The organism is Mesorhizobium japonicum MAFF 303099 (genome assembly GCF_000009625.1).
GTDB classification, from domain to species: domain Bacteria; phylum Pseudomonadota; class Alphaproteobacteria; order Rhizobiales; family Rhizobiaceae; genus Mesorhizobium; species Mesorhizobium japonicum.
On the sequence record NC_002678.2, the window covers coordinates 4068901 to 4089657 of the forward strand.

The following is a 20757-nucleotide window of genomic DNA, read 5'->3' on the forward strand; positions in this document are numbered from 1 at the left end:
CAAACCTATTGCGGTAGCATGTCTCTGAGGCGGAGCAGCGCAATGCGCTCGACCTGTTTGCAGGCGGTCTCGAATTCGACGCCGCGGCTGTTGCCGATGCGCGCCTCGAATTCCGCCAGGATTTCCTCCTTGGTCTTGCCCTTCACCGCGATGATGAAGGGGAAACCGAAGGTGGTGACGTAGGCGGCGTTGAGCTTGGAGAACAGTTCGCGTTCCTTGTCGGTCAGCGCGTCGAGGCCGGCGGAGGCTTGTTCCCTGGTCGATTCCGCCGTCAGCCGCCTGGCCTTGGCCAGTTTGCCGGCAAGGTCGGGATGGGCGTTGAGCACGCCAAGCCGCTCGGTCTCGCTGGCGGAACGGAAGATGCGGCAGAGAGCATTGTGCAGGCCGCCGGCCGTATCGTGCGCCGGGCCGAGTTCCAGTTCGTAGGCTCGCTCAGCGATCCACGGCGAATGCTCGAACACGCCACCGAAAGTGTGGACGAATATCTCGAATTCCATCTTCGACGGGCGCAGCGCCGCCGGTTTGTAGGGATGGTTCTCCTGCCAGTGCTTGGCGATATCGATGCGCCGCGTCAGCCAGACCTTGTCGTGCGACTTCACATAGTCGACGAAGCGCTTCAGCGCCGCCACCCGGCCCGGCCGCCCGACGAGGCGGCAATGCAGGCCGATATTCATCATGCGCGGCCGTCCGGCCTGGCCCTCGGCATAGAGCGTGTCGAAACTGTCCTTCAGATAGGCAAAGAACTGGTCGCCCGAATTGAAGCCTTGCGGCGTGGCGAAGCGCATGTCGTTGGCGTCGAGCGTATAGGGAATGATGAGCTGCGTGCCGCCGGCATGCTCGAACCAGTAGGGCAGTTCGTCGTCATAGGTGTCGGAGACGTAGTCAAAGCCGCCTTCTTCGGCCACCAGCCGCACTGTGTTGACCGATGTGCGGCCCGTATACCAGCCGGTCGGGCGCTGACCCGTCACCTCGTAATGCAGCTTGATCGCCGCTTCGAGGTCGCGGCGCTCATCCTCGGCGCTATGATCGCGGTAGTCGATCCACCGCAACCCGTGCGAGGCGATCTCCCAGCCGGCGTCCTGCATGGCCGTGACCTGGTCGGGCGAGCGGGCAAGTGCCGAGGCGACGCCGTAGCAGGTTACCGGAACTTGCGATTCGCTGAACAGGCGCAGCAGCCGCCAGAACCCGGCCCGCGCGCCATATTCGTAGATCGATTCCATGTTCCAATGGCGCTGGCCCACCCAGGGTGCGGCGCCGACGATCTCCGACAGGAAGGCTTCCGACGCCTTGTCGCCATGCAGCACGCAATTCTCGCCGCCCTCTTCGTAATTGACGACGAATTGCACGGCGACATGCGCCCCGCCTGGCCATTTCGGATCCGGTGGATTGGCTCCGTAGCCGCGCATGTCTCTTTCGTAACGCATTGCCCCTCCTGCCGGACTCTGCCGGAAGTTGTGATCAGGATAGTCGAAAGGGTTGCCGCCGCATTCCCTTGAAATTTTTGAAAGTGTTTTTGTGCCGCTCCGCTCGACCGGGACTTATGCATCGCCTTTAATTGGCGCACAATTCATTGCTTTGTTCGACTGTACCGGAAATGGGAGGCGCCAGTGGCAGAAACGTCGAAAGCCGATGGCGGACGTCTGACGACGCATGTCCTCGACACCGCGACCGGCAAGCCGGCGGCGGGCTTGTCGATCGCGCTCTATCGTCTCGACGGTTCGGCCAGGACGCATTTGAAGACGGTCGCGACCAATGCCGACGGTCGTTGCGACGCGGCACTGCTGGCGGGCGCTGAGTTCCGCGCCGGCGAATATGAACTGGTGTTCGCGGCCGGCGATTATCTGCGCGGCCAGGGCACAAAACTGCCCGAGCCGGCCTTCCTTGACAGCGTGCCGATCCGTTTCGGCATGGCGGAGGCGGTGCACTATCACGTGCCATTGCTGATCTCGCCCTATGGCTATTCGACCTACAGGGGGAGCTGAGGCATGGCCAAGGTCAACATTCGTAACGAGATCCGGTTCATCCTCAATGGCAGGGATGTCGTGCTGTCCTCGGTGGCGCCGGACGCGACCCTGCTCGACTGGCTGCGGCTCGACCGTTCGCTACGCGGCACCAAGGAAGGCTGCGCCGAAGGCGATTGCGGTGCCTGCACCGTTCTGGTCGGCCGACTTTCGGCCGGCGGCCTGATCTATGAAAGCGTCAATGCCTGTATCCGCTTCCTCGGTTCGCTGGACGGCACGCATGTCGTGACGGTGGAACATTTGCGTGGTCAGCCCGGCCAGTTGCATCCGGTCCAGCAGGCGATGGTCGATTTCCATGGCTCGCAATGCGGCTTCTGCACGCCGGGCTTCGTCATGTCGCTCTATGGTCTGTGGATGAAGTCGCCGGATCCCTCGAACGCGGCGATTGAAAAGGCCTTGCAAGGCAATCTCTGCCGCTGCACCGGCTATGAGGCGATCATGCGCGCCGCGCACGCCATCTCCAGCTACGGCAAGGCGGCGAAGGATCCTTTGGCTGTCGAGCGCAAGGCGATCACGGCGAGGCTGGAAGCCTTGCGGGACGGTGCGCGGGTCGAGATCGGTTCGGCCAAGGCGCGGCTCATCGTGCCGGCCAATGTCGACGATTTCGCCACCGTCCTGGACCAGGAACCCGGCGCCACCATCGTTGCCGGCTCGACCGATGTCGGCTTGTGGGTGACCAAGCACATGCGCGACATCTCTCCGGCGGTCTTCATAGGCAATCTCGACGGGCTGTGCACCGTCTCCGAAGACAAGGGCGTCATATCGATCGGGGCCGGCGTCACCTACACCGAAGCCTTTTCGATGCTCGCCAAACGCATCCCGGCGTTGGGGCCGCTGTTTGACCGCATCGGCGGCGAACAGGTGCGCAACATGGGCACCATCGGCGGCAACATCGCCAACGGCTCGCCGATCGGCGACACGCCGCCGCCCTTGATCGCGCTCGGCGCGCGCCTGACGCTGCGCAAGGGCCAGAAGCGGCGCACGATACCGCTGGAAGCCTTCTTCATCGCCTATGGCAGGCAGGACCGGCAACCCGGCGAATTCGTCGAGGCCGTGCACGTGCCCGTGCCGGCCAAGGGAGAGAAATTTGCCGTCTACAAAATCACCAAGCGGCGCGACGAGGATATCACGGCGGCCCTCGGCGCCTTCTTGCTGACGCTGGCCAAGGACGGCACGGTCGCCGATGTGCGCATCGCCTATGGCGGCATGGCGGCGACGCCGAAGCGGGCGTCTTTTGTCGAAAAGGCGCTGCTCGGCAAGCCGTGGACCGAAGAGACGGTCGAGACGGCGATGGCGCAATACGCTGGGGATTTCACCCCGCTCACCGACATGCGGGCGTCAGCCGAATACCGGGCTCTGGCAGCCAAGAATTTGTTGTTGCGTTTCTTCGTCGAAACCACCGGCACCAGGGCACCCTTCCAGGTGTCCCGCAACGAGGCGGCATGATGAACAAGCACGCCACATCAAACCTCAAAGCCGAGAAGATCGTCGGCGGCGTCGCCACCGATCAGCGGCATGATTCCGCCCACAAGCATGTCAGCGGCACCGCCGTCTACATCGACGACATGCCGGAACCATCAGGCACGCTGCATGGCTGCCTCGGTCTCTCGGCCGCCGCGCATGCCACCATAACCCGCATGGACCTTTCGGCGGTGCGCGCTGCTTCCGGCGTCGTCGATGTGCTCACGGCAAAGGATGTGCCGGGCGAGAACGACATTTCGCCGACCGGCCGGCATGATGAGCCGGTGCTCGCCGACGGCAAGGTCGAGTTCTTCGGCCAGTCGATCTTCTGCGTTATCGCCGAAACCCGCGAACAGGCACGCCGCGCCACCAGGCTGGCCAAGGTCGAATACAGTCAATTGCCCTTCGTCACCGACATTGGCGAACTCGATCCGAGGAAGGACAAGCTCGTGACGCCGCCGCTTACCTTGAAGCGCGGCGATGCCGCCGCTGCGATCAAGGCGGCGCCGCGCCGGCTGAAGGGAAAGATGCGCGTCGGCGGTCAGGAGCATTTCTATCTTGAAGGCCATATTGCCATGGCCGTTCCCGGCGAGGATCAGGACGTCACCATCTATTCCTCGACCCAGCATCCGAGCGAAGTCCAGCACATGGTGAGCCATGCGCTCGGCGTACCCAGCAATGCCATCACGGTGGAGATCCGCCGCATGGGCGGCGGTTTCGGCGGCAAGGAAACGCAAGGCAATCAGTTTGCCGCGCTCGCGGCCATCGCTGCCAAGAAACACCATCGCGCGGTAAAAATCCGGCCCGACCGTGACGACGACATGATCGCCACCGGCAAGCGTCACGATTTCCTCGTCGACTACGAAGTCGGCTTCGACGACGAGGGCAACATTCTCGGTGTGGATTTCATGTTCGCCGCGCGTTGCGGCTTCTCGTCGGATCTGTCAGGCCCGGTGACGGATCGCGCGCTGTTCCATTGCGACAACACCTATTTCTGGCCGGCCGTGCACGCGCAATCGGCGCCGCTCTACACCAACACCGTGTCGAACACCGCCTTCCGGGGCTTCGGCGGCCCGCAAGGCATGGTCGGCGCCGAACGCGTCATCGACGAGGTTGCCTTCGCGGTCGGCAAGGATCCGCTCGAGATCCGCAAGAAGAATTTCTACGGCACCAGCGACCGCAACATCACGCCCTACCACCAGACGGTCGAGGACAACATCATCCAGCGCATCGTCGCCGAACTCGAGGAGAGCGCCGGCTATGCGCGACGGCGGCGCGAAATTTCGGCCTTCAATGCCAACAGCCGTTTCATCAAGCGCGGCCTGGCGCTGACGCCGGTCAAGTTCGGCATTTCCTTCACCGCCACGCACTACAACCAGGCCGGCGCGCTGGTGCATGTCTACACCGATGGTTCGGTGCATCTGAACCACGGCGGCACCGAGATGGGGCAGGGGCTCTACCTCAAGGTCGCGCAGGTGGTGGCGGAAGAATTCCAGATCGATCTCGACCAGGTGAAGATCACCGCGACCACCACCGGCAAGGTGCCCAACACCTCGGCCACCGCGGCATCGTCCGGTTCGGACCTCAATGGCATGGCGGCACAGAACGGCGCCCGCCAGATCAAGAACCGGCTGACCGATTTCGCTGCCGAAAAATACCAGGTGCCGCGCGATCAGGTGCTGTTCCTGCCCAACCGGGTGCGCATCGGCAACCAGGAGATCGCCTTCGCCGATCTCGTCAAGCAGGCCTATATGGCGCGCATCCAGCTCTCGGCCGCGGGCTTCTACAAAACGCCGAAAATCCACTGGAACCGCGACAAGGGCGAGGGCCGCCCTTTCTACTATTTCGCTTACGGCGCCTCGTGCTCGGAAGTGTCGGTCGACACGCTGACCGGCGAATATGTGGTCGAGCGCACCGATATCCTGCACGAGACCGGCCGTTCGCTGAACCGCGCCATCGATCTCGGCCAGATCGAGGGCGGCTTCATCCAGGGCATGGGCTGGCTGACGACGGAGGAATTGTGGTGGGACGACAAGGGCCGGCTGCGCACCCACGCGCCGTCGACCTACAAGATCCCGCTCGCCTCGGACCGACCGAAGATCTTCAACGTCGCTTTGGCCGACTGGCCGGAAGCCGGAGAGCCGACGATCCACCGCTCCAAGGCGGTCGGCGAGCCGCCCTTCCCGCTCGGCATGTCGGTGCTGCACGCGCTGTCGGATGCGGTGGCCAGCGTCGCCGATCACAGGATCTGTCCGCGCCTTGATGCTCCGGCGACGCCCGAACGTGTGCTGATGACGATCGAGCGGCTGAAAGGCGAGGCGAAGGCCTGAATCCGGCAAAACGTGCAATTCAGGCCGAAAAACCCTATGTTTCCCGCACGGGAATGCAAATGATGACTTCGAAAGTGCAAAGCCTGAAAGACTTCCTGGCTGGCCAAGGTCGCCTCGCTTTGGTCGAAGTGGCCGGCACCAAGGGCTCGACGCCGCGCGAGAAGGGCGCCTTCATGCTCGTCTCGCGGGAGGCGATTTTTGGCACGATCGGCGGCGGTCAGCTCGAATATATGGCGATCGACAAGGCCAGGCAGATGCTGGCGTCTTCACCGCCCCGCAAGCGGCAGGGCAAAGAAGCCCGCATCGAGGTCGATGAAGTCTGCGCTACGCTCGACGTGCCGCTCGGGCCGGAGATCGGCCAATGCTGTGGCGGACGCGTCGAGGTGTTGATCCGCCTTGTCGATGCCCCGCTCGCCGCCGAACTGGTTGCAGCGGCGGAAGCCGAAGAGGCGCATCTGCCGCATGTCTACATCTTCGGCGGCGGCCATGTCGGCCAGGCGCTGGCGGCGGCAATCTCGCTTCTGCCGGTGCACGGCGTCGTCATCGAGACGCGGGCCGAGGCGCTGGAAGGCATGCCTCAGACTGTCGAGACGCGGCTGACGCCGATGCCCGAAGCCGAAGTGCGCAACGCCCCCGCCGGCACCGGCTTCGCCATCCTCACCCATGACCATGCGCTGGATTTCCTGATCGTCGCCGAAGCGCTGAAACGCGACGACGCGGCCTATGTCGGTATGATCGGCTCGAAGACCAAGAAAGCGACGTTCAAGAACTGGTTCCAGAAATCGGCCGAAGGCACGGAAGCGGAATTTGCCCGTCTCGTCTCGCCAATCGGCGGCGACGCCGTCAAGGACAAGCGCCCTCAAGTCATTGCCGCACTGGCAGCCGCGGAGATCATGACGGCGCTGGTCACTCACAACGCGGCACCAAATATCGACCATCCGCATGACAGGGTGATGGCCGGCTAAGCTAGCATTACGGCTAAACCGGCCGTTTCAAGCCCAGATGGTCGCGCAAGGTGCGACCCTCATAGTCCCGACGGAACAGGCCGCGCCGCTGCAGCTCCGGCACCACCAGCGTGGCAAAGGCATCGAGTTCTCCCGGGAAATAAGACGGCATGACGTTGAAGCCGTCGGCCGCACCGCCTTCGAATCGAGCCTGCAATTCGTCGGCGACCTGCGCCGCCGTGCCGACGATGCGCCAATGGCCGCGCGCGCCGGCGAAATGGCGAGCCAGTTGGCGGATGGAAAGGCCGTCGCGGCGCGATTGCTCGACGACCAGCGCCTGCCGGCTTTTCATTCCCTCGCTCTCCGGCAGTTCGGGCAGCGGCCCGTCGATCGGATAGCGCCAGAGATCGGAGATACTGAGATAGCTGGACAGCAGCGCCACGCCGACATCGTCGGGGATCAGCACCTGCAATTCCTCGTGTTTCTCCCGGGCTTCGGCCTCGGTTTCCGCCACAACGGGCGAGACGCCGGGCATGATCTTGATGTCGTCAGGCTCACGCCCATAGGCTGCCATGCGCCCCTTGAGATCGTCATAAAAGGCCTTGGCTTCCTCGAAGGTCTGCGCCGCCGTGAACACCACATCGGCGGTGCGGGCGGCAAGGTCGCGGCCGACATCCGAGGCGCCGGCCTGGACCATCACTGGTGCGCCCTGTGGCGAACGCGGCAGGTCGAGCGGATCGCGCACCGAAAAGCTCTGGCCGTCATGGCCGGACGCCTTGCCACGCCATAGGCCGGTGACAACCCCGGCGAATTCGCGCGCCCGCTCGTAGCGGTCGGCATGCGGCTTGAGGCCCGTCGAGCCGAAATTGGCGGCTTCGATGGGGCTGGCCGAGGTGACCAGGTTCCAGCCGGCCCGGCCGCCGCTCAGATGGTCGAGCGACAGGAACGTCCGCGCCAGCCCGTAAGGCTCGTTGTAGCTTGTCGATGCCGTCGACACGAGGCCGATGCGGCTGGTCTGCACGGCCAGTGCCGACAGCAGGCTGATCGGCTCGAAGCCGATCGAGCGCGACGTCTGGCTGGCGATGCCCACATTGGCTTCGCGCAGGCCGGCGGCGTCCTCGCAGAAGATCATGTCGAACTTCGCCGCTTCCGCCGTGCGCGCCAGCTGGATGTAGTGGTCGATGTCGATGCCGGCCGTCACATGTGCTTTGGGGTGCCGCCAGGCAGCGATATGGTGTCCAGTCGCCCACAGGAAGGCGCCGAGCTTCATCTGCGCGGTCATCGGTCACCTCCGCCGGCCAGTCCAAGATGCGAGCGCAGCGTTGTGCCGAGATAGGTCTCTCGAACAAGGCCACGCCGCCGCAACGGCGGCAGAATATGATCGGCGAAATCGTCGAGCGCGGAGGGTTGCGGCGGCAGTAGGATGTTGAATCCGTCGCAGCGTTTCTCCCGGAACTGGGTTTCCAGCCTCTCGGCGACAGCGGCCGGTCCATCATCGGGGGTGAGCGATATAGTCGTCAGCACCTTCACAGCCTCCGGATCGCGCCCAGCGGCCGCGGCGCGATGCTTCAGATCATCAAAGCGTATTTTCGCGCTCTCGGCCGACCCGCTCTCCAGCAAAATGACATCCGCGGTGCGGACTGCAATATCCAGGTCGGCCTCGGACAGACCAGACAGCACCAGCACCGGCGTATCCTGCGGCGAGCGTGCGACGTTCAACGGGCCGCGTACCGAAAAGAACTCGCCCTTGTGGTCGAGCAGATGCATCTTTTCCGGATAATGGAAGCGGCCGCCGGTCTTGTCGAACAGCAGCGCATCCGCATCCCAGCCCTGCCACAGGCCTTGAACGATGCCGATGTATTCTTCGCTGCGGCGACGAAAGTCCGTGTCGGAAAACCCCTCCGGCCGGCTGAAATTGGCGGCTTCGCGGCAGCCCTGCGCCATCGTCGCATGCCAGCCGGCGCGGCCATGGCTGATGATGTCGAGCGAAGCAAAGCGGCGCGCCAGATTGTAGGGCTGGTGGGCAACCGTCGAGGCCGCGGCGACCAACCCGATCCTGCTCGTTACCGTCGCCAGCGCGGCGAGCAGCGTGGTCGCCTCAAAAGGCACCGGACTGTTCGCCGCGTCGCTGCTCGAAGCTGGCGCGGAATCGGCAAGCAGCACCATGTCTAGTCCGGCTGCTTCGGCCCTTTGCACAAGACCAGCAAGACGGCTGAATTCCGGCTCTTCGCCAGGCGATGTGTCGGCAGTTCCCGGCAACAGCGAAACAGCAAGATGCATTGTGGCGCCGTTGTCCATCGATGGTTCCTGCAGGACGGAATGGAACCCGGACTATGTTCGCCACATCTGGGGATGGCAACCGCTGGCACTGGGCCAATCGCCGCTCACTTGCCGGCCAGGATATCCTTGATCAGCCGCTGGCAGCGCTCCGCCATGAAGTCGAGCAGCAGCCGCACCTTGGGGTCCTGCAGCTTCTTGTGCGGATAGACGGCGGCGAACTGCACCGGCGTCGGCGGCGTGTTGGCCAGGATCACCTGCAGCCGCCGGTCGCGGATGAACGGTTCGACCTCGAAGCGCGGCTTGTTGATGATGCCGCGTCCCGACAGCGCCCAGCCGGTCAGCACGTCGCCATCATCCGTGTCGTAGGGTCCGTGCACTTCGAATTTCTGCGGCCCGGTCGGGGTCTGCAGCGTCCAGACATATTCGCGCGCGCCGGAATAGCGCAGCATCAGGCAGTCGTGTTTCTTGCCGATCAGCTCCTGCGGCTCGGCCGGTTCGCCGCGCGCCTCCAGATATTTCGGCGCCGCCACCAGCACGCGCTCGCATTCCATGATGCCGCGCATCCTGAGGCTGGAATCCTCGATGATGCCGAGCCGGAAGGCGACGTCGATGCCTTCCTTCATGATGTCGACATTGTGGTCCGAGAGCCTCAGCCGTACCTCGATATCGGGATATTTGTCGTGGAAATCGGGAATGCCCGAGGCCACCAGCCGCCGGCCAAGGCCTAGGGGTGCGGTAACGCGAATCGTGCCGCGCGGTTGGCCGGAAAGTGCTGATACCGCCGCTTCCGCTTCGGTGATCGCCTCCAGCACTTGCTTGGCGCCCGAGTAGAAAACCGTGCCATGCTCGGTCGGCATCAATTGCCGCGTGGTGCGGTTGAACAGCCGCACGCCCAGATGCTTCTCCAGTTCCTTGATGCGGTTGGAAGCCACGGCCGGCGAAATGCGCATGTCGCGGCCCGCCGCCGACAGATTGCCGAGTTCGACGACGCGGACGAAGACGGCGATGTTGTCGAGATAGGCCATGCGGAGCACCTTCGCCGGTTTTCGGCGATCAACCTAGTATTTTCCATTTTTTTTTGAAAGTCATCGTACACCTCGCCTCTTTCCGTTTGCGTGCGAGACCGTAAAGTCGCGTCATCGGCAGGGACGACTTCAATGATGGATTTCGCGATTTTCTGGGACTGGCTGAGCTTTGCCGTGCGGTGGCTGCATGTCATCACCGGCATCGCCTGGATCGGCTCGTCCTTCTATTTCGTCGCGCTCGATCTCGGCCTGCGCCAGCGGCCGGGCATGCCCGTCGGCGCCTTCGGCGAGGAATGGCAGGTGCATGGCGGCGGCTTCTACCACATCCAGAAATATCTGGTGGCGCCGGCCGAGATGCCGGAGCACCTGACCTGGTTCAAATGGGAATCCTACGCCACCTGGCTGTCCGGCTTCGCCATGCTGTGCGTGGTCTACTATGCCGGCGCCGACCTGTTCCTGATCGATCCCAATGTGCTGCCCATGTCGGTGCCGGTCGGCATCCTTTTGTCCATGGCCACGATCGGCGTCGGCTGGGTGGTCTATGATCTGCTCTGCCGTTCGCCGCTCGGCAAAAGCGACACAGGCCTGATGCTGGTGCTCTACTGCGTGCTGGTGTTCATCGCCTGGGGGCTGACGCATCTGTTCACCGGCCGCGCCGCCTTCCTGCATCTGGGCGCCATCACCGCCACGATCATGTCGGCCAACGTCTTCATGGTCATCATCCCCAACCAGAAGATCGTCGTCGCCGACCTCATCGCCGGCCGCAAGCCCGATCCGAAATACGGCAAGATCGCCAAGCAGCGCTCGCTCCACAACAACTATCTGACGCTGCCCGTCCTGTTCCTGATGCTGTCGAACCACTATCCGCTGGCGTTCGGCACTGAGTTCAACTGGGTCATCGCCTCGCTGGTGTTCATCATCGGCGTCTTGATCCGGCACTATTTCAACACCGTGCACAAGCGGGCCGGCAACCCGCACTGGACCTGGCTCGGCGCGCTCGTCCTGTTCATCATCATCATCTGGCTGTCGACCGTGCCGAAGGTGCTGACCGGTGAGCCCAAGGCATCCGCCTCGGCGGAGGTCTATATCGCTTCCGCCCATTTCCCGGCGGTGCGCGACACCGTGCTCGGCCGCTGCTCGATGTGCCACGCGCAAGAGCCGGTCTATGAAGGCATCTACCACGCGCCCAAGGGGGTGATGCTCGACACCGACGCGGAAATCGCCAACCACGCCCGCGAGATCTATCTGCAAGCCGGCCGCAGCCACGCCATGCCGCCCGCCAATGTCAGCCAGATCACCGACAAGGAACGGGCATTGCTGGTGGCCTGGTTCGAAGGCGCGGGGAAATAGCATGACCTCGACACTTCTGCGCGGCCGCACGCTGTCCTTCGTGCGCTGGCCCGAGACCATCGACGACCATTCGGCCTGGCGTTACGAGGAGGATGGCGGCCTGCTGATAAGCGACGGTCGGATCATCGCCTCGGGCGCCTACCACGATGTCGAGAAGCAGGCTGGTGAGGGGGCCAAAAAAATCGACCACCGGCCGCACCTCTTGCTGCCGGGCTTCATCGACACCCATGTGCATTTCCCGCAGATGCAGGTCATCGCGTCCTATGGCGCCGAACTGCTCGACTGGTTGAACACCTACACTTTTCCGGAAGAAACGAAATTCGCCAACGCGCAGCATGGCCGCCGCATCGCGCGACTCTTCCTCGACGAGATGGTGCGGCACGGCACCACGACGGTGGCTGCCTACTGCTCGGTGCACAAGGCTTCCGCCGAAGCCTTTTTCGCCGAGTCGCACGACCGCAACATGCTCAACATCGCCGGCAAGGTGATGATGGACCGCAATGCCCCGGACGGCGTGCTCGACACGCCGCAATCCGGCTACGACGACACCAAGGCGCTGATCAAGGAGTGGCACGGCAAGGGCCGCCAGCACTATGCCATCACCCCGCGCTTCGCCATCACCTCCTCGCCGGAGCAGATGGAAATGGCCGGCGCGCTGTGCCGCGAGCATCCCGGCCTGCACATGCAGACGCATCTGTCGGAAAACCACGCCGAAATCGCCTTCACGCAGCAGCTTTATCCCCGGTCGCGCGACTACACCGATGTCTACGAACATTACGGGTTGCTGGGCAAAAACAGCCTGTTTGGCCACTGCATCCATCTGTCGGAACGTGAGGCGGATGCGCTGTCGCAGAGCGGCTCGGTGGCGGTGTTCTGCCCGACCTCGAACCTGTTCCTCGGCTCCGGCCTGTTCGACTACCAGCGCTTCCGGCGCAGGGACAAGCCGCTGCGTATCGCCGCCGCCACCGATGTCGGCGGCGGCACCAACTATTCCATGCTGCGCACCATGGACGAGGGCTACAAGGTGATTGCGCTGAACGGCGAGAAGCTCAACCCGTTCCAGTCCTTCTGGCAGATCACGCGCGGCAATGCCGAGGCGCTGTCGGTGGCCGACAAGATCGGCACGCTGGATCAGGGTACCGACGCCGACATCGTCGTGCTCGACGCCAGGGCGACGCCGGCGATGCGGCTCAGGATGGAAACGGCACAGACGCTGGCGCAGGAATTGTTCCTGCTGCAGACGCTGGGCGACGACCGCGCCGTGCGCGAGGTCTATGTCGCGGGGCGGGCCGCCAAGAGCGACATGGCGAATTAGAGCGTCGGGTGCGTTCATTGCTTGACCCGGCGGCAGCCATCGGTCAAAGCGTGCGGCGAAGTTGACAGGGGAACGACATGGCCGTTGCTGACGACATCGCTCTGATCCGGAAACAGGAAGAGGTTCTTGTCTTCCCAGCCTTCGATGAGGCCGTCGCCTTCAAGATCGGCTCCGCCATCCGCGCCCGCGCAATCGCCGAAAACCTGCCCATCATCGTCGACATCAGGCTGTGGGACCGGCCGCTGTTCTACGCGGCCATGCCGGGGTCGAATGCTTCCAATCCCGATTGGGCGCGCCGCAAGATCAATGTGGTCAGGCGGTTCCTGAGAAGCACCTATCGCATGGTGCTGGAGCAGCAACGCCCTGACCGCGCCTTCAAGATCGGCGAGGGCCTCGACGTCTCCGACTATGTGCTCGCCGGCGGCGGTTTTCCGGTGACGGTCAAAGGCGCCGGCGTCATCGGCGTGATCGCGGTTTCCGGCTTGCCGGAACGCGAGGATCACGGCGTGGTCATCGATGCGCTGTGCGATCATCTCGGCATCGACAAGCGTGGGCTGGTACTGGCTTCGGAAGCTGAATGACCGTGCTCGACCCCAAAGCCTTCCTTATCTCGATCTTCGACGCCGCCGTTGCCGCCGCCGATCCGGAACGGACGATCAGGGATCATCTGCCGGTCAGGCCGAAGGGCCGCACCATCGTCATTGGTGCCGGCAAAGGCTCGGCGCAGATGGCGGCGGCTTTCGAGAAAGTCTGGGACGGGCCGATCGAAGGGCTGGTTGTCACCCGCTACGGTTATGGCGCGAAATGCGAACGCATCGAGATCATCGAGGCGGCACATCCTGTGCCGGACGCTGCCGGCCTCGAGGCCTCGCGCCGTCTGCTCGCCAAGGTCCAGGGTCTCACTGAGGATGATCTGGTCGTGGCGTTAATATCGGGTGGCGGCTCGGCCCTGCTGCCGTCGCCGGCCGCCGGACTGACACTCGCCGACGAGATCGCCGTCAACGAGGCTCTGCTTGCCTCCGGCGCGCCGATCGCGGCCATGAACACCATCCGCAAGCATGTCTCGACCATCAAGGGCGGCCGGCTGGCCGCCGCCGCATGGCCGGCCAAGGTGGTGTCGCTGGTTGTCTCCGATATTCCCGGCGACAATCCAGCCCTTGTCGCCTCCGGCCCGACGGTCCCGGATACGGGCAGCCGCGAAGACGCGCTGGCGTCGATATCGGCCTACGGCATGAAGCTGCCGGCCTCGGTGATGGCGCATATCAATTCGCCGGCGGCCGACGCGCCAGATCCCGGAGATGAGCGCTTTTCGCGCAACGAGGTGCATCTGATCGCCTCGGCCGGTGTGTCGCTGGAAGCTGCAGCGGCGGAAGCCAGGCGGCAAGGGATAGAGGCCGTTATCCTTTCCGATGCCATCGAGGGCGAAGCGCGTGAGGTCGGCGGCGTTCACGCCGCCATCGCCCGCGAAGTCGCGACGCGCAACCGGCCGTTTTCGAAGCCGGTGCTTATTCTCTCGGGTGGCGAAACAACCGTGACCTTGCGGGCAAAAGGCAAGGGCGGCCGCAATTCGGAATTCCTGCTCGCCTTCGCTATAGGCATCAGCGGCGTGCAAGGCATTCACGCCCTGGCCGCCGATACCGACGGCATCGACGGTTCGGAAAACAATGCCGGGGCCTTCGCCGATGCTTCGACCGTGTCGCGCATGCGCGCGGCCGGCGTCGACGCCAAGGCAATGCTGGCCGGCAACAATGCCTGGACAGCGTTCAATGCGGTTGGCGATCTGTTCGTGCCGGGGCCGACCGGCACGAATGTCAATGATCTCAGGGCGATCCTGATCCGATAGGCGACCCGTTCAGGCAACCATCAACCGTTTCACCTCTCTCATATCCCGCAGGAAACGCTCGCGCTCGGCCTCCTTGTCCACAGGCTCATGGATACGCAGGATAAAGGACGGATGGATGGTGATGAACACGCGCAGGCCATCCTCGCGTTCGATCACCTGGCCGCGCATCTTCGTCACCGGTATGGCCTTGCCGAGCAGCGACAAAGCCGCCGTTGCGCCGAGCGCCACGGCAAGCTCCGGCTTGATCAGTGCGAATTCCCTGTCGAGCCACCAGCGGCAGGCCTGCACCTCACCGGCGTTTGGCTTGGAATGGATGCGCCGCTTGCCGCGCGGCTCGAATTTGAAGTGCTTGACCGCGTTGGTGACGTAGACTTTTAGGCGATCCACCTCCGCCTCATCGAGGATCGCGTCGAACACCTTGCCAGCCGGACCGACGAAAGGTTTGCCGGCGAGATCTTCCTGATCGCCCGGCTGTTCGCCGACGAAGATGACCTTGGCATTGTCAGGCCCTTCGCCGAACACCGTCTGCGTCGCATCGCGCCATAACGGGCAGCGGCGGCAGCCTTTCGCGGCCTCGCGCAACTCGGAAATCGATCCGTCGAAATGTTCATCCAGTGCCTGTCGGGCACGCGAAGCGCGTCCCGCGGATGTCTGCGTTCGGTGCGGCAGGATTGCTGTCATCTGTCTCGTCCATTTCGACAGGAAATGGACGTGGCGGATGATGGTTCCCGATCCTCACACCTCGTGCAAATAGAGATGATAATCCAGTTCGCTGACGGTGCGCGCCACACGCAGATATTCGGACTGTTTGATCGCCACGAAGGTGCGGTGCAAATCCTCGCCCAGCGCGCCTTTGAGGAAGCTGGAGGCCTTGGCCGCTTCGATCGCCGCGCGCCAGTCCGCCGGCATCGTCGTGCGGGTGACGGCCGCCTCATAGCCATTGCCGGTCGTTTCTGGACCAGGATCGAGCCCTTCGTCGAGGCCTTTGACGATGCCGGCCAGCACCGTCGCGGCGATCAGGTAGGGATTGGCGTCGACGCCCGACGGCCGGTGCTCGATGCGCCGGTTCTTGGCGTCGCCCGCCGGCACGCGCAGCGCCACCGAGCGATTGTTGACGCCCCAGGTTGGCGCCACCGGCGCATAGGATTGCGAGACGAATCGCCGCCAGGAATTGGCGTGCGGCGCAAACACCAGCATTGATTCCGCCATCGTCTGGATCAGCCCGCCGAGCCCCTGCAGCAAGGGTAGCGACCAGCTCTCGCCGCCGGCTTCGGCAAAGACGTTGCGGCCGGCTTTGTCCTGCAGCGAGACGTGGAAATGCATGCCCGAGCCGGCATATTTCTCGATCGGCTTGGCCATGAAGCAGGCGGTGACGCCATGGCGGCGCGCCTGCGCCCGCACCAGCCGCTTCAGCATGACGAGGTCGTCGGCGGCCCGCATCACATCCTTGCGGTAGTTCAGCGTCAGCTCGTACTGGCCGGGCGCATATTCCGATATCACCGTCTCGGCCGGAATGCCTTGCGCCTTGGCGGCGGCGTAAATGTCGGAGAACAGCGGCTCCATGCCGTGCAGATGGTCGACTGAATAGACCTCCGTCTTGCCCGAAACGCGGCCATCGAGCACCGCGCGCGCCGGCTGCACCTTGCCGTCGGCGTCGCGCTCGTTGGCCAGCAGGAAGAATTCCAGTTCGAAGGCGCCCGCCGGGTAAAGCCCCTTGGCCGCGAGGATGTCGACCTGCCGGGCGAGCGCGAGGCGCGGGTCCGACGACATGGGCTGGCCGTCGAGATGATACATCGCCATCAGCACCTGGCCACGCGGTGGATTGGTGCCGTAGAGCGGCACCAGCGTGCCGGGGATTGGCCATGCCCGGAGGTCGCCGTCGCCTGTCGTCCAGATCAGTCCGGTCTCGTGCACGTCCTCGCCGGTAATGTCGAGGCCGAGGATCGAGATCGGCATATGCCGGCCACCCTCGAAAATGCTCTTCAGCTCATGCCGGCGTACGATCTTGCCGCGGCCCACGCCATTGGCGTCGGTCAGCACGATATCGAAGGCTTCGATCTCGGGATGGGCGTCGAGAAAGGCTTGCGCCTCGGCGGGCGAGGACCCCGAAGGGGAGGTCACGATGGCATTGTCCATGGCCGCTTGTCTCACGCCGCAAGCTTCGCCGCAACCGCGCCGAAGGCGGCGATCAACCGGTTGACCTGGGCGCCTGACGTCGCCGGCGAGATCAGCATCATGTTGTGGAAGGGCGCGATCAGCACGCCGCGATTGACCAGCGCGACGTGGATGGCGGCCTCGAGCTCCGGCGCATGCGCGGTCTCGGCTTCGGCGCCATTGCGCAACGGTCCGGGTGCGCAGATGAACTCGACGCGGGCGCCGACGCGCGCGACGTGCCAGGGCAGGCGATAGCGGTCGATCACCCCGGTCAGCCCGGCATCGAGCCGCTCCGCCAGATGGTCCATGCGGTCATAATTCTCCGCCGTCATCACCTCTTCCAGCGTGGCGCGCATCGCCGCGAACTGCAGCGGGTTGGCCGACAGCGTCGTGCCCATGCCGGAATAGCCAGGCTCCTTGGTCCTGTTGTAGTCGGCGTAGCGCGAGGCGACCTCGTCGCTCATGCCCCACACACTTGCCGGCACGCCGCCGGCGATCGGCTTGCCCAGCACGAAGAAGTCGGGCTCCAGCCCGTATTTCCTGGTGTAGCCGCCCGGACCTGTCGAGATCGTGTGCGTCTCGTCGATCAGGAGCAGCGTGCCGGTCTCGCGGGTCAGTCTGCGCAGCGCGTCATGGAAGCCTGGGTCGGCCAGCACCATGCAGGAATTGGTCAGCACCGGCTCGGCGATGACGCAGGCCACATCCCTGTCCTTGAGGGCTGCTTCAAGGGCTGCAACATCGTTGAATTCGATGACTTTCGCCGTACGGGTCAGGTCGCGGAACTCGCCCGCCAGTCCCGGCCGGTTGACCGGCTTGCCGCCGATCAGCCGCACCATCGTCTCGTCGACCGAACCGTGGTAGCAGCCGTTGAAGACCAGGATCTTTTCGCGCCCGGTGACGGCGCGGGCGACGCGCAGCGAGAAGCGGTTGGCGTCGGTCGCCGTCGTCGCGATCTGCCAGAATGGCAGGCCGAAACGCTGCTGCAGCAGCGGCCCGATGGCAAGCGCGTCTTCCGAAGGCAGCATATAGGTCAGGCCGCGCCCGGCCTGGCGGCGGATCGCGCGCGCCACCGGCGGTGGCGAGTGGCCGAACATCGAGCCGGTGTCGCCAAGGCAGAAATCGTCGAGCCTGTTGCCATCGATGTCGGTGATCGCAGCGCCTTTGGCGCTGTCGACCAGGATCGGAAACGGCGTCGGCCAGTCGTTCATCCAGTGCATCGGCACGCCGCCGAAGAAGCCGGGCAGGCCGTTGCCGACCTTGGCCTGCGATTTCGGCCGCGCCTTGCGGAAGGCCGCGCCTTCGGTCTCGCGCAATTGCGCGATGCGGTCACGGCTGATGCCGCCGATGGGCGTCTTTGAACTGTCGCTGTTGTGCATGAAAACCCCTCTCACCCGTCCCTCTTAGCCAATCCATGTCCGCAACCGCAATTGGCCGCGCGTCTACCCTGCATTGGCTCAGCCGCCTGCGGCGCCGCTTGACCGTGCTGGCGAAGTCGGCGCCAATATAAGCGGGAATTGAGGTGGGGAACAAAATGCGGACGATCATCTGTGTGGCAATGCTTCTGGCGTCGGCCGGCACGGCCTTCGCCTCGGGCGGCATCTGGTGCAACGTCGATGATGCCGCGGTGACATTCGACGTCGGCGCCGGCGTCACCAGAGGCATGGGCGGCCCGACCTTCAACTTCCGCGGCGATCTCGAGATCAAGGCGAGGCCGGCTGGCGATGGATTGCGCAAGACGGTGTTCGAGGGTTCCAACCTGACCCAGTACTGGCTGGACGACAAGGAACTGCGGCTGAACATCTACCACGAGCACGAGGTGGCAAACGCCTTCAATTCGGTCGAGCTGACGATCCTGACCAAGGCCAGCGACGAAGGCGTCTATGACGGCCAGTACACGCTTGCCGTCTATGACAAGGCCGCCGACACGGACAAGGACGGCAAACCGATGGAACTGACGGGCAAAGTGTCGTGCGGGGCTGAGTAGGCTCGCCGATCGGCTGTGTCAGCCTGCCTGCATCGAGGCGATGGCGCGTCGCATCAGGTCGAGAAACACCAGCCGCTCGTCCTCGCTGAAGCCGGTCAGGGCCACCTCGTTCTGTGCACGCGCGGCCCGTGTCGCCGGCTCGCGCAGGCCAACGGCTTTCGCGGTGAGATGGATCGACTGCGAGCGTCCGTCTTCGGGGTGCAGGCGTCGTTCGATCAGCCCGTCACGTTCCATGCGGATCAGCGTGTTGGCAATCGTCGCTTGTTCGACGTTGAGACGCTGCACGAGTTCGCGTTGCGTCAGGCCATCTTCATCCCACAGCGCCAGCAGGGTCATGAACTGGGCGGGCGCCAGGCCGAGCGGCCGGATGCGCTGCTGCAGGCCGTTGGCAAACAACCGCGCCATGTGGTTGGCCAGGAATCCAGCGGATCGTTCCTTCTGAAATGTCATGCCTGCCAGATAATAGTTGAATAGCATGCTATGCAATGATATATAGCTTGCTATGGAGATGAAAATGAAAACCAAAATTCATGCAGCGGCGGGCGTCGTCGCGCTCATCACGGTCTCGGCTTTCTGGCTGTCGACGGCCACGGCCGAACTGCTCGGCGATACTGCCGCGATCGCAACGGTCAAGAACTGCGTACTGGCCGGCATGGCGGTGCTCATCCCGGCGATGATCATTGCCGGCGCGTCGGGCTTTTCACTCGGCAAGGGCTGGAAGAGCCCGGTCGTGGCACGCAAGAAGTGGCGCATGCGCATCATCGCCGCCAACGGATTGCTGGTCCTCGTGCCCTCCGCCTTCCTGCTCAGCAGCTTTGCCGCGGCCGGTCGCTTCGACAATTTTTTCATGATCGTCCAGACGATCGAACTGGTAGCCGGCGCAACGAACATCGCATTGCTGTCGCTCAACATGCGCGACGGGCTGTCGCTGCGGCGCAAGCCTCTTCGGCTGACTGCACCAGCGCGGTGAGATCAGGCTGTGATGTCGACGACGCCGCAGTCGCCGGCCGCGCTGCCGAAGGCGATACGGCGCTCTTCCTTGTCCCACATCATCGAGGTGATGGCGCCCTTGCCCTGACGGCGCAACAGCACTTCCTTGGCGTCGGCGAAGCGAGCGGCGATCACCATGCCGTCCTCGTAACCGATCGCCACGACGTCCTGGCTTGGATGGCAGGCCACGCAGGTCACCATCGTGTTGCCGCGCGTGCCGAGTTCCAGCGGCGCCTTGCCCATCGGCCCGTCCTTGCCCGAAAACGGCCAGACGATCGCCGCCGGCGCGCCGGAACTCGCCAGCCATTTGCCTTTGACGCTCCATGACAGGCTTTTGACCTTGCCGGGATAGCCGCTCATGCGCATGTGCTTGCCGTCGGCGAGCTTCCAGCCATGCAGGGCGTTTTCCTGCATCGTGGTGACGAGGAAAGCGCCATCCGGCGAGAAGGTGATGCCGGTATGGGCGCCAGCCCATTCGAGCTCCACCGGCTTGCCCTCGGCGGCCGGGAAATGCAGCGTCGCGCCATTGTAGCGGGCGACCCCGAAGCGCATGCCCTTGGGCGAAAACGCCAGCCCCTCGACCGAACGCGGATGGGCAAATTCCCTGGTCTTGTCATCGGCGAAGCGCACGAAGGCGGTCTTGCCCGTCGCATAGGCGATGGCGCCTTGCGGCCCGGCGGCAACGCTGGTGATCCATTTCTTGCCGGCATTCGCTACTTCGGCGGCTTCGCCGCCCGCCTTGACGGCAAACACCTTGCCGTCCTCGCCGCCGGTGATCAGCCGGTCGTTGGCTGAATCATGGAAGGCGGCGAGCAGCCCGTCATTGGCCTGGACCGTCTTGTGGCCATTGTCGAGCCGATGAATGGCGCCATCGGCCAGCGCGAAATGCGGCACATCGCCAAGGAAGACGGCGGCAACGCAATGGCCTTCGAGATCAAGCGGGGCGACTGTGGGCATGGATATCTTTATTCAGTTGAGTTGCAGCGGTTGCAGGGGCTTACTCGACGTTTACGGTTCCGGCAACCTTGGAAGATCGGCGAGGCGGCAAGAGGCTGTAATC

Annotated in this window: 19 protein-coding genes; 10 read left to right on the forward strand and 9 right to left on the reverse strand. The window is 64.1% G+C overall.

Going from position 1 to position 20757, the window contains the following annotated elements; all coding sequences use genetic code 11:
- Positions 1 to 5: 5 nt before the first annotated feature.
- Positions 6 to 1424: an allantoinase PuuE gene (gene puuE, locus MAFF_RS21020; RefSeq protein WP_010912972.1), complete on the reverse strand. Its 1419-nt coding sequence runs from the start codon at positions 1422 to 1424 to the stop codon at positions 6 to 8.
- Positions 1425 to 1607: 183 nt separating this feature from the next.
- Here puuE and uraH point away from each other — a divergent pair, with 183 nt between their 5' ends.
- From uraH to xdhC, 4 genes are all read left to right on the forward strand, one after another.
- Positions 1608 to 1982 (forward strand): hydroxyisourate hydrolase, encoded by a 375-nt coding sequence (gene uraH, locus MAFF_RS21025; RefSeq protein ID WP_010912973.1) that lies wholly within the window; start codon positions 1608 to 1610, stop codon positions 1980 to 1982.
- A 3-nt stretch (positions 1983 to 1985) separates the two neighbouring features.
- Positions 1986 to 3467, forward strand: a complete 1482-nt coding sequence (xdhA, locus tag MAFF_RS21030; protein ID WP_010912974.1) for a xanthine dehydrogenase small subunit — start codon at positions 1986 to 1988, stop codon at positions 3465 to 3467.
- Entirely contained in the window at positions 3467 to 5812 is a 2346-nt protein-coding gene (gene xdhB, locus MAFF_RS21035) for a xanthine dehydrogenase molybdopterin binding subunit (RefSeq protein WP_044551110.1), read from the forward strand. The genes xdhA and xdhB overlap by 1 nt, the downstream gene beginning before the upstream one ends.
- Before the next feature lie 62 nt (positions 5813 to 5874).
- Positions 5875 to 6777: a xanthine dehydrogenase accessory protein XdhC gene (xdhC, locus tag MAFF_RS21040; RefSeq protein ID WP_010912976.1), complete on the forward strand. Its 903-nt coding sequence runs from the start codon at positions 5875 to 5877 to the stop codon at positions 6775 to 6777.
- 13 nt (positions 6778 to 6790) lie between these two features.
- Here xdhC and MAFF_RS21045 read toward each other — a convergent pair whose 3' ends face one another.
- The 3 genes from MAFF_RS21045 to MAFF_RS21055 all read right to left on the reverse strand — a co-directional run bounded on the left by MAFF_RS21045 (position 6791) and on the right by MAFF_RS21055 (position 10061).
- Positions 6791 to 8038, reverse strand: a complete 1248-nt coding sequence (locus MAFF_RS21045) for an LLM class flavin-dependent oxidoreductase (RefSeq protein WP_010912977.1) — start codon at positions 8036 to 8038, stop codon at positions 6791 to 6793.
- Complete coding sequence (locus tag MAFF_RS21050; protein WP_010912978.1) at positions 8035 to 9054, reverse strand: LLM class flavin-dependent oxidoreductase; 1020 nt, start codon at positions 9052 to 9054, stop codon at positions 8035 to 8037. Before MAFF_RS21050 ends, MAFF_RS21045 begins: the two co-directional genes overlap by 4 nt.
- Positions 9055 to 9140: 86 nt before the next feature.
- Positions 9141 to 10061: a LysR family transcriptional regulator gene (locus MAFF_RS21055; protein ID WP_010912979.1), complete on the reverse strand. Its 921-nt coding sequence runs from the start codon at positions 10059 to 10061 to the stop codon at positions 9141 to 9143.
- 132 nt (positions 10062 to 10193) lie between these two features.
- Here MAFF_RS21055 and MAFF_RS21060 point away from each other — a divergent pair, with 132 nt between their 5' ends.
- From MAFF_RS21060 to MAFF_RS21075, 4 genes are all read left to right on the forward strand, one after another.
- Positions 10194 to 11411 (forward strand): urate hydroxylase PuuD, encoded by a 1218-nt coding sequence (locus MAFF_RS21060; protein ID WP_044548757.1) that lies wholly within the window; start codon positions 10194 to 10196, stop codon positions 11409 to 11411.
- 1 nt (position 11412) lies between these two features.
- The gene (guaD, locus tag MAFF_RS21065) at positions 11413 to 12726 is read left to right on the forward strand and encodes a guanine deaminase (RefSeq protein WP_010912981.1); all 1314 of its coding nucleotides are present in this window, start codon (positions 11413 to 11415) and stop codon (positions 12724 to 12726) included.
- Positions 12727 to 12803: 77 nt separating this feature from the next.
- Entirely contained in the window at positions 12804 to 13307 is a 504-nt protein-coding gene (locus tag MAFF_RS21070) for a heme-degrading domain-containing protein (protein WP_010912982.1), read from the forward strand.
- Positions 13304 to 14569 (forward strand): glycerate kinase type-2 family protein, encoded by a 1266-nt coding sequence (locus MAFF_RS21075; protein ID WP_010912983.1) that lies wholly within the window; start codon positions 13304 to 13306, stop codon positions 14567 to 14569. The genes MAFF_RS21070 and MAFF_RS21075 overlap by 4 nt, the downstream gene beginning before the upstream one ends.
- 9 nt (positions 14570 to 14578) lie before the next feature.
- Here MAFF_RS21075 and MAFF_RS21080 read toward each other — a convergent pair whose 3' ends face one another.
- The 3 genes from MAFF_RS21080 to MAFF_RS21090 are packed head-to-tail and all read right to left on the reverse strand — an operon-like array spanning position 14579 to position 18099.
- A complete protein-coding gene (locus tag MAFF_RS21080) occupies positions 14579 to 15250 on the reverse strand; it encodes a UdgX family uracil-DNA binding protein (protein WP_010912984.1) in 672 nt (223 codons plus the stop codon).
- A 54-nt stretch (positions 15251 to 15304) separates the two neighbouring features.
- The gene (locus tag MAFF_RS21085) at positions 15305 to 16705 is read right to left on the reverse strand and encodes a glutamine synthetase family protein (protein WP_010912985.1); all 1401 of its coding nucleotides are present in this window, start codon (positions 16703 to 16705) and stop codon (positions 15305 to 15307) included.
- Between the two features lie 11 nt (positions 16706 to 16716).
- The gene (locus MAFF_RS21090) at positions 16717 to 18099 is read right to left on the reverse strand and encodes an aspartate aminotransferase family protein (RefSeq protein WP_010912986.1); all 1383 of its coding nucleotides are present in this window, start codon (positions 18097 to 18099) and stop codon (positions 16717 to 16719) included.
- Between the two features lie 155 nt (positions 18100 to 18254).
- On the opposite strand from MAFF_RS21090, the gene MAFF_RS21095 reads away from it, so the two are divergent.
- A complete protein-coding gene (locus MAFF_RS21095) occupies positions 18255 to 18707 on the forward strand; it encodes a hypothetical protein (protein ID WP_044548759.1) in 453 nt (150 codons plus the stop codon).
- Positions 18708 to 18725: 18 nt separating this feature from the next.
- On the opposite strand, the gene MAFF_RS21100 is transcribed toward MAFF_RS21095, so the two are convergent.
- Positions 18726 to 19157, reverse strand: coding sequence for a MarR family winged helix-turn-helix transcriptional regulator (locus MAFF_RS21100; protein WP_010912988.1), 432 nt, complete (start codon positions 19155 to 19157; stop codon positions 18726 to 18728).
- A gap of 64 nt (positions 19158 to 19221) precedes the next feature.
- Here MAFF_RS21100 and MAFF_RS21105 point away from each other — a divergent pair, with 64 nt between their 5' ends.
- Complete coding sequence (locus tag MAFF_RS21105) at positions 19222 to 19677, forward strand: hypothetical protein (RefSeq protein ID WP_032933963.1); 456 nt, start codon at positions 19222 to 19224, stop codon at positions 19675 to 19677.
- Positions 19678 to 19679: 2 nt separating this feature from the next.
- On the opposite strand, the gene MAFF_RS21110 is transcribed toward MAFF_RS21105, so the two are convergent.
- Positions 19680 to 20654, reverse strand: coding sequence for a WD40 repeat domain-containing protein (locus MAFF_RS21110; protein ID WP_010912990.1), 975 nt, complete (start codon positions 20652 to 20654; stop codon positions 19680 to 19682).
- Positions 20655 to 20757 lie beyond the last annotated feature (103 nt).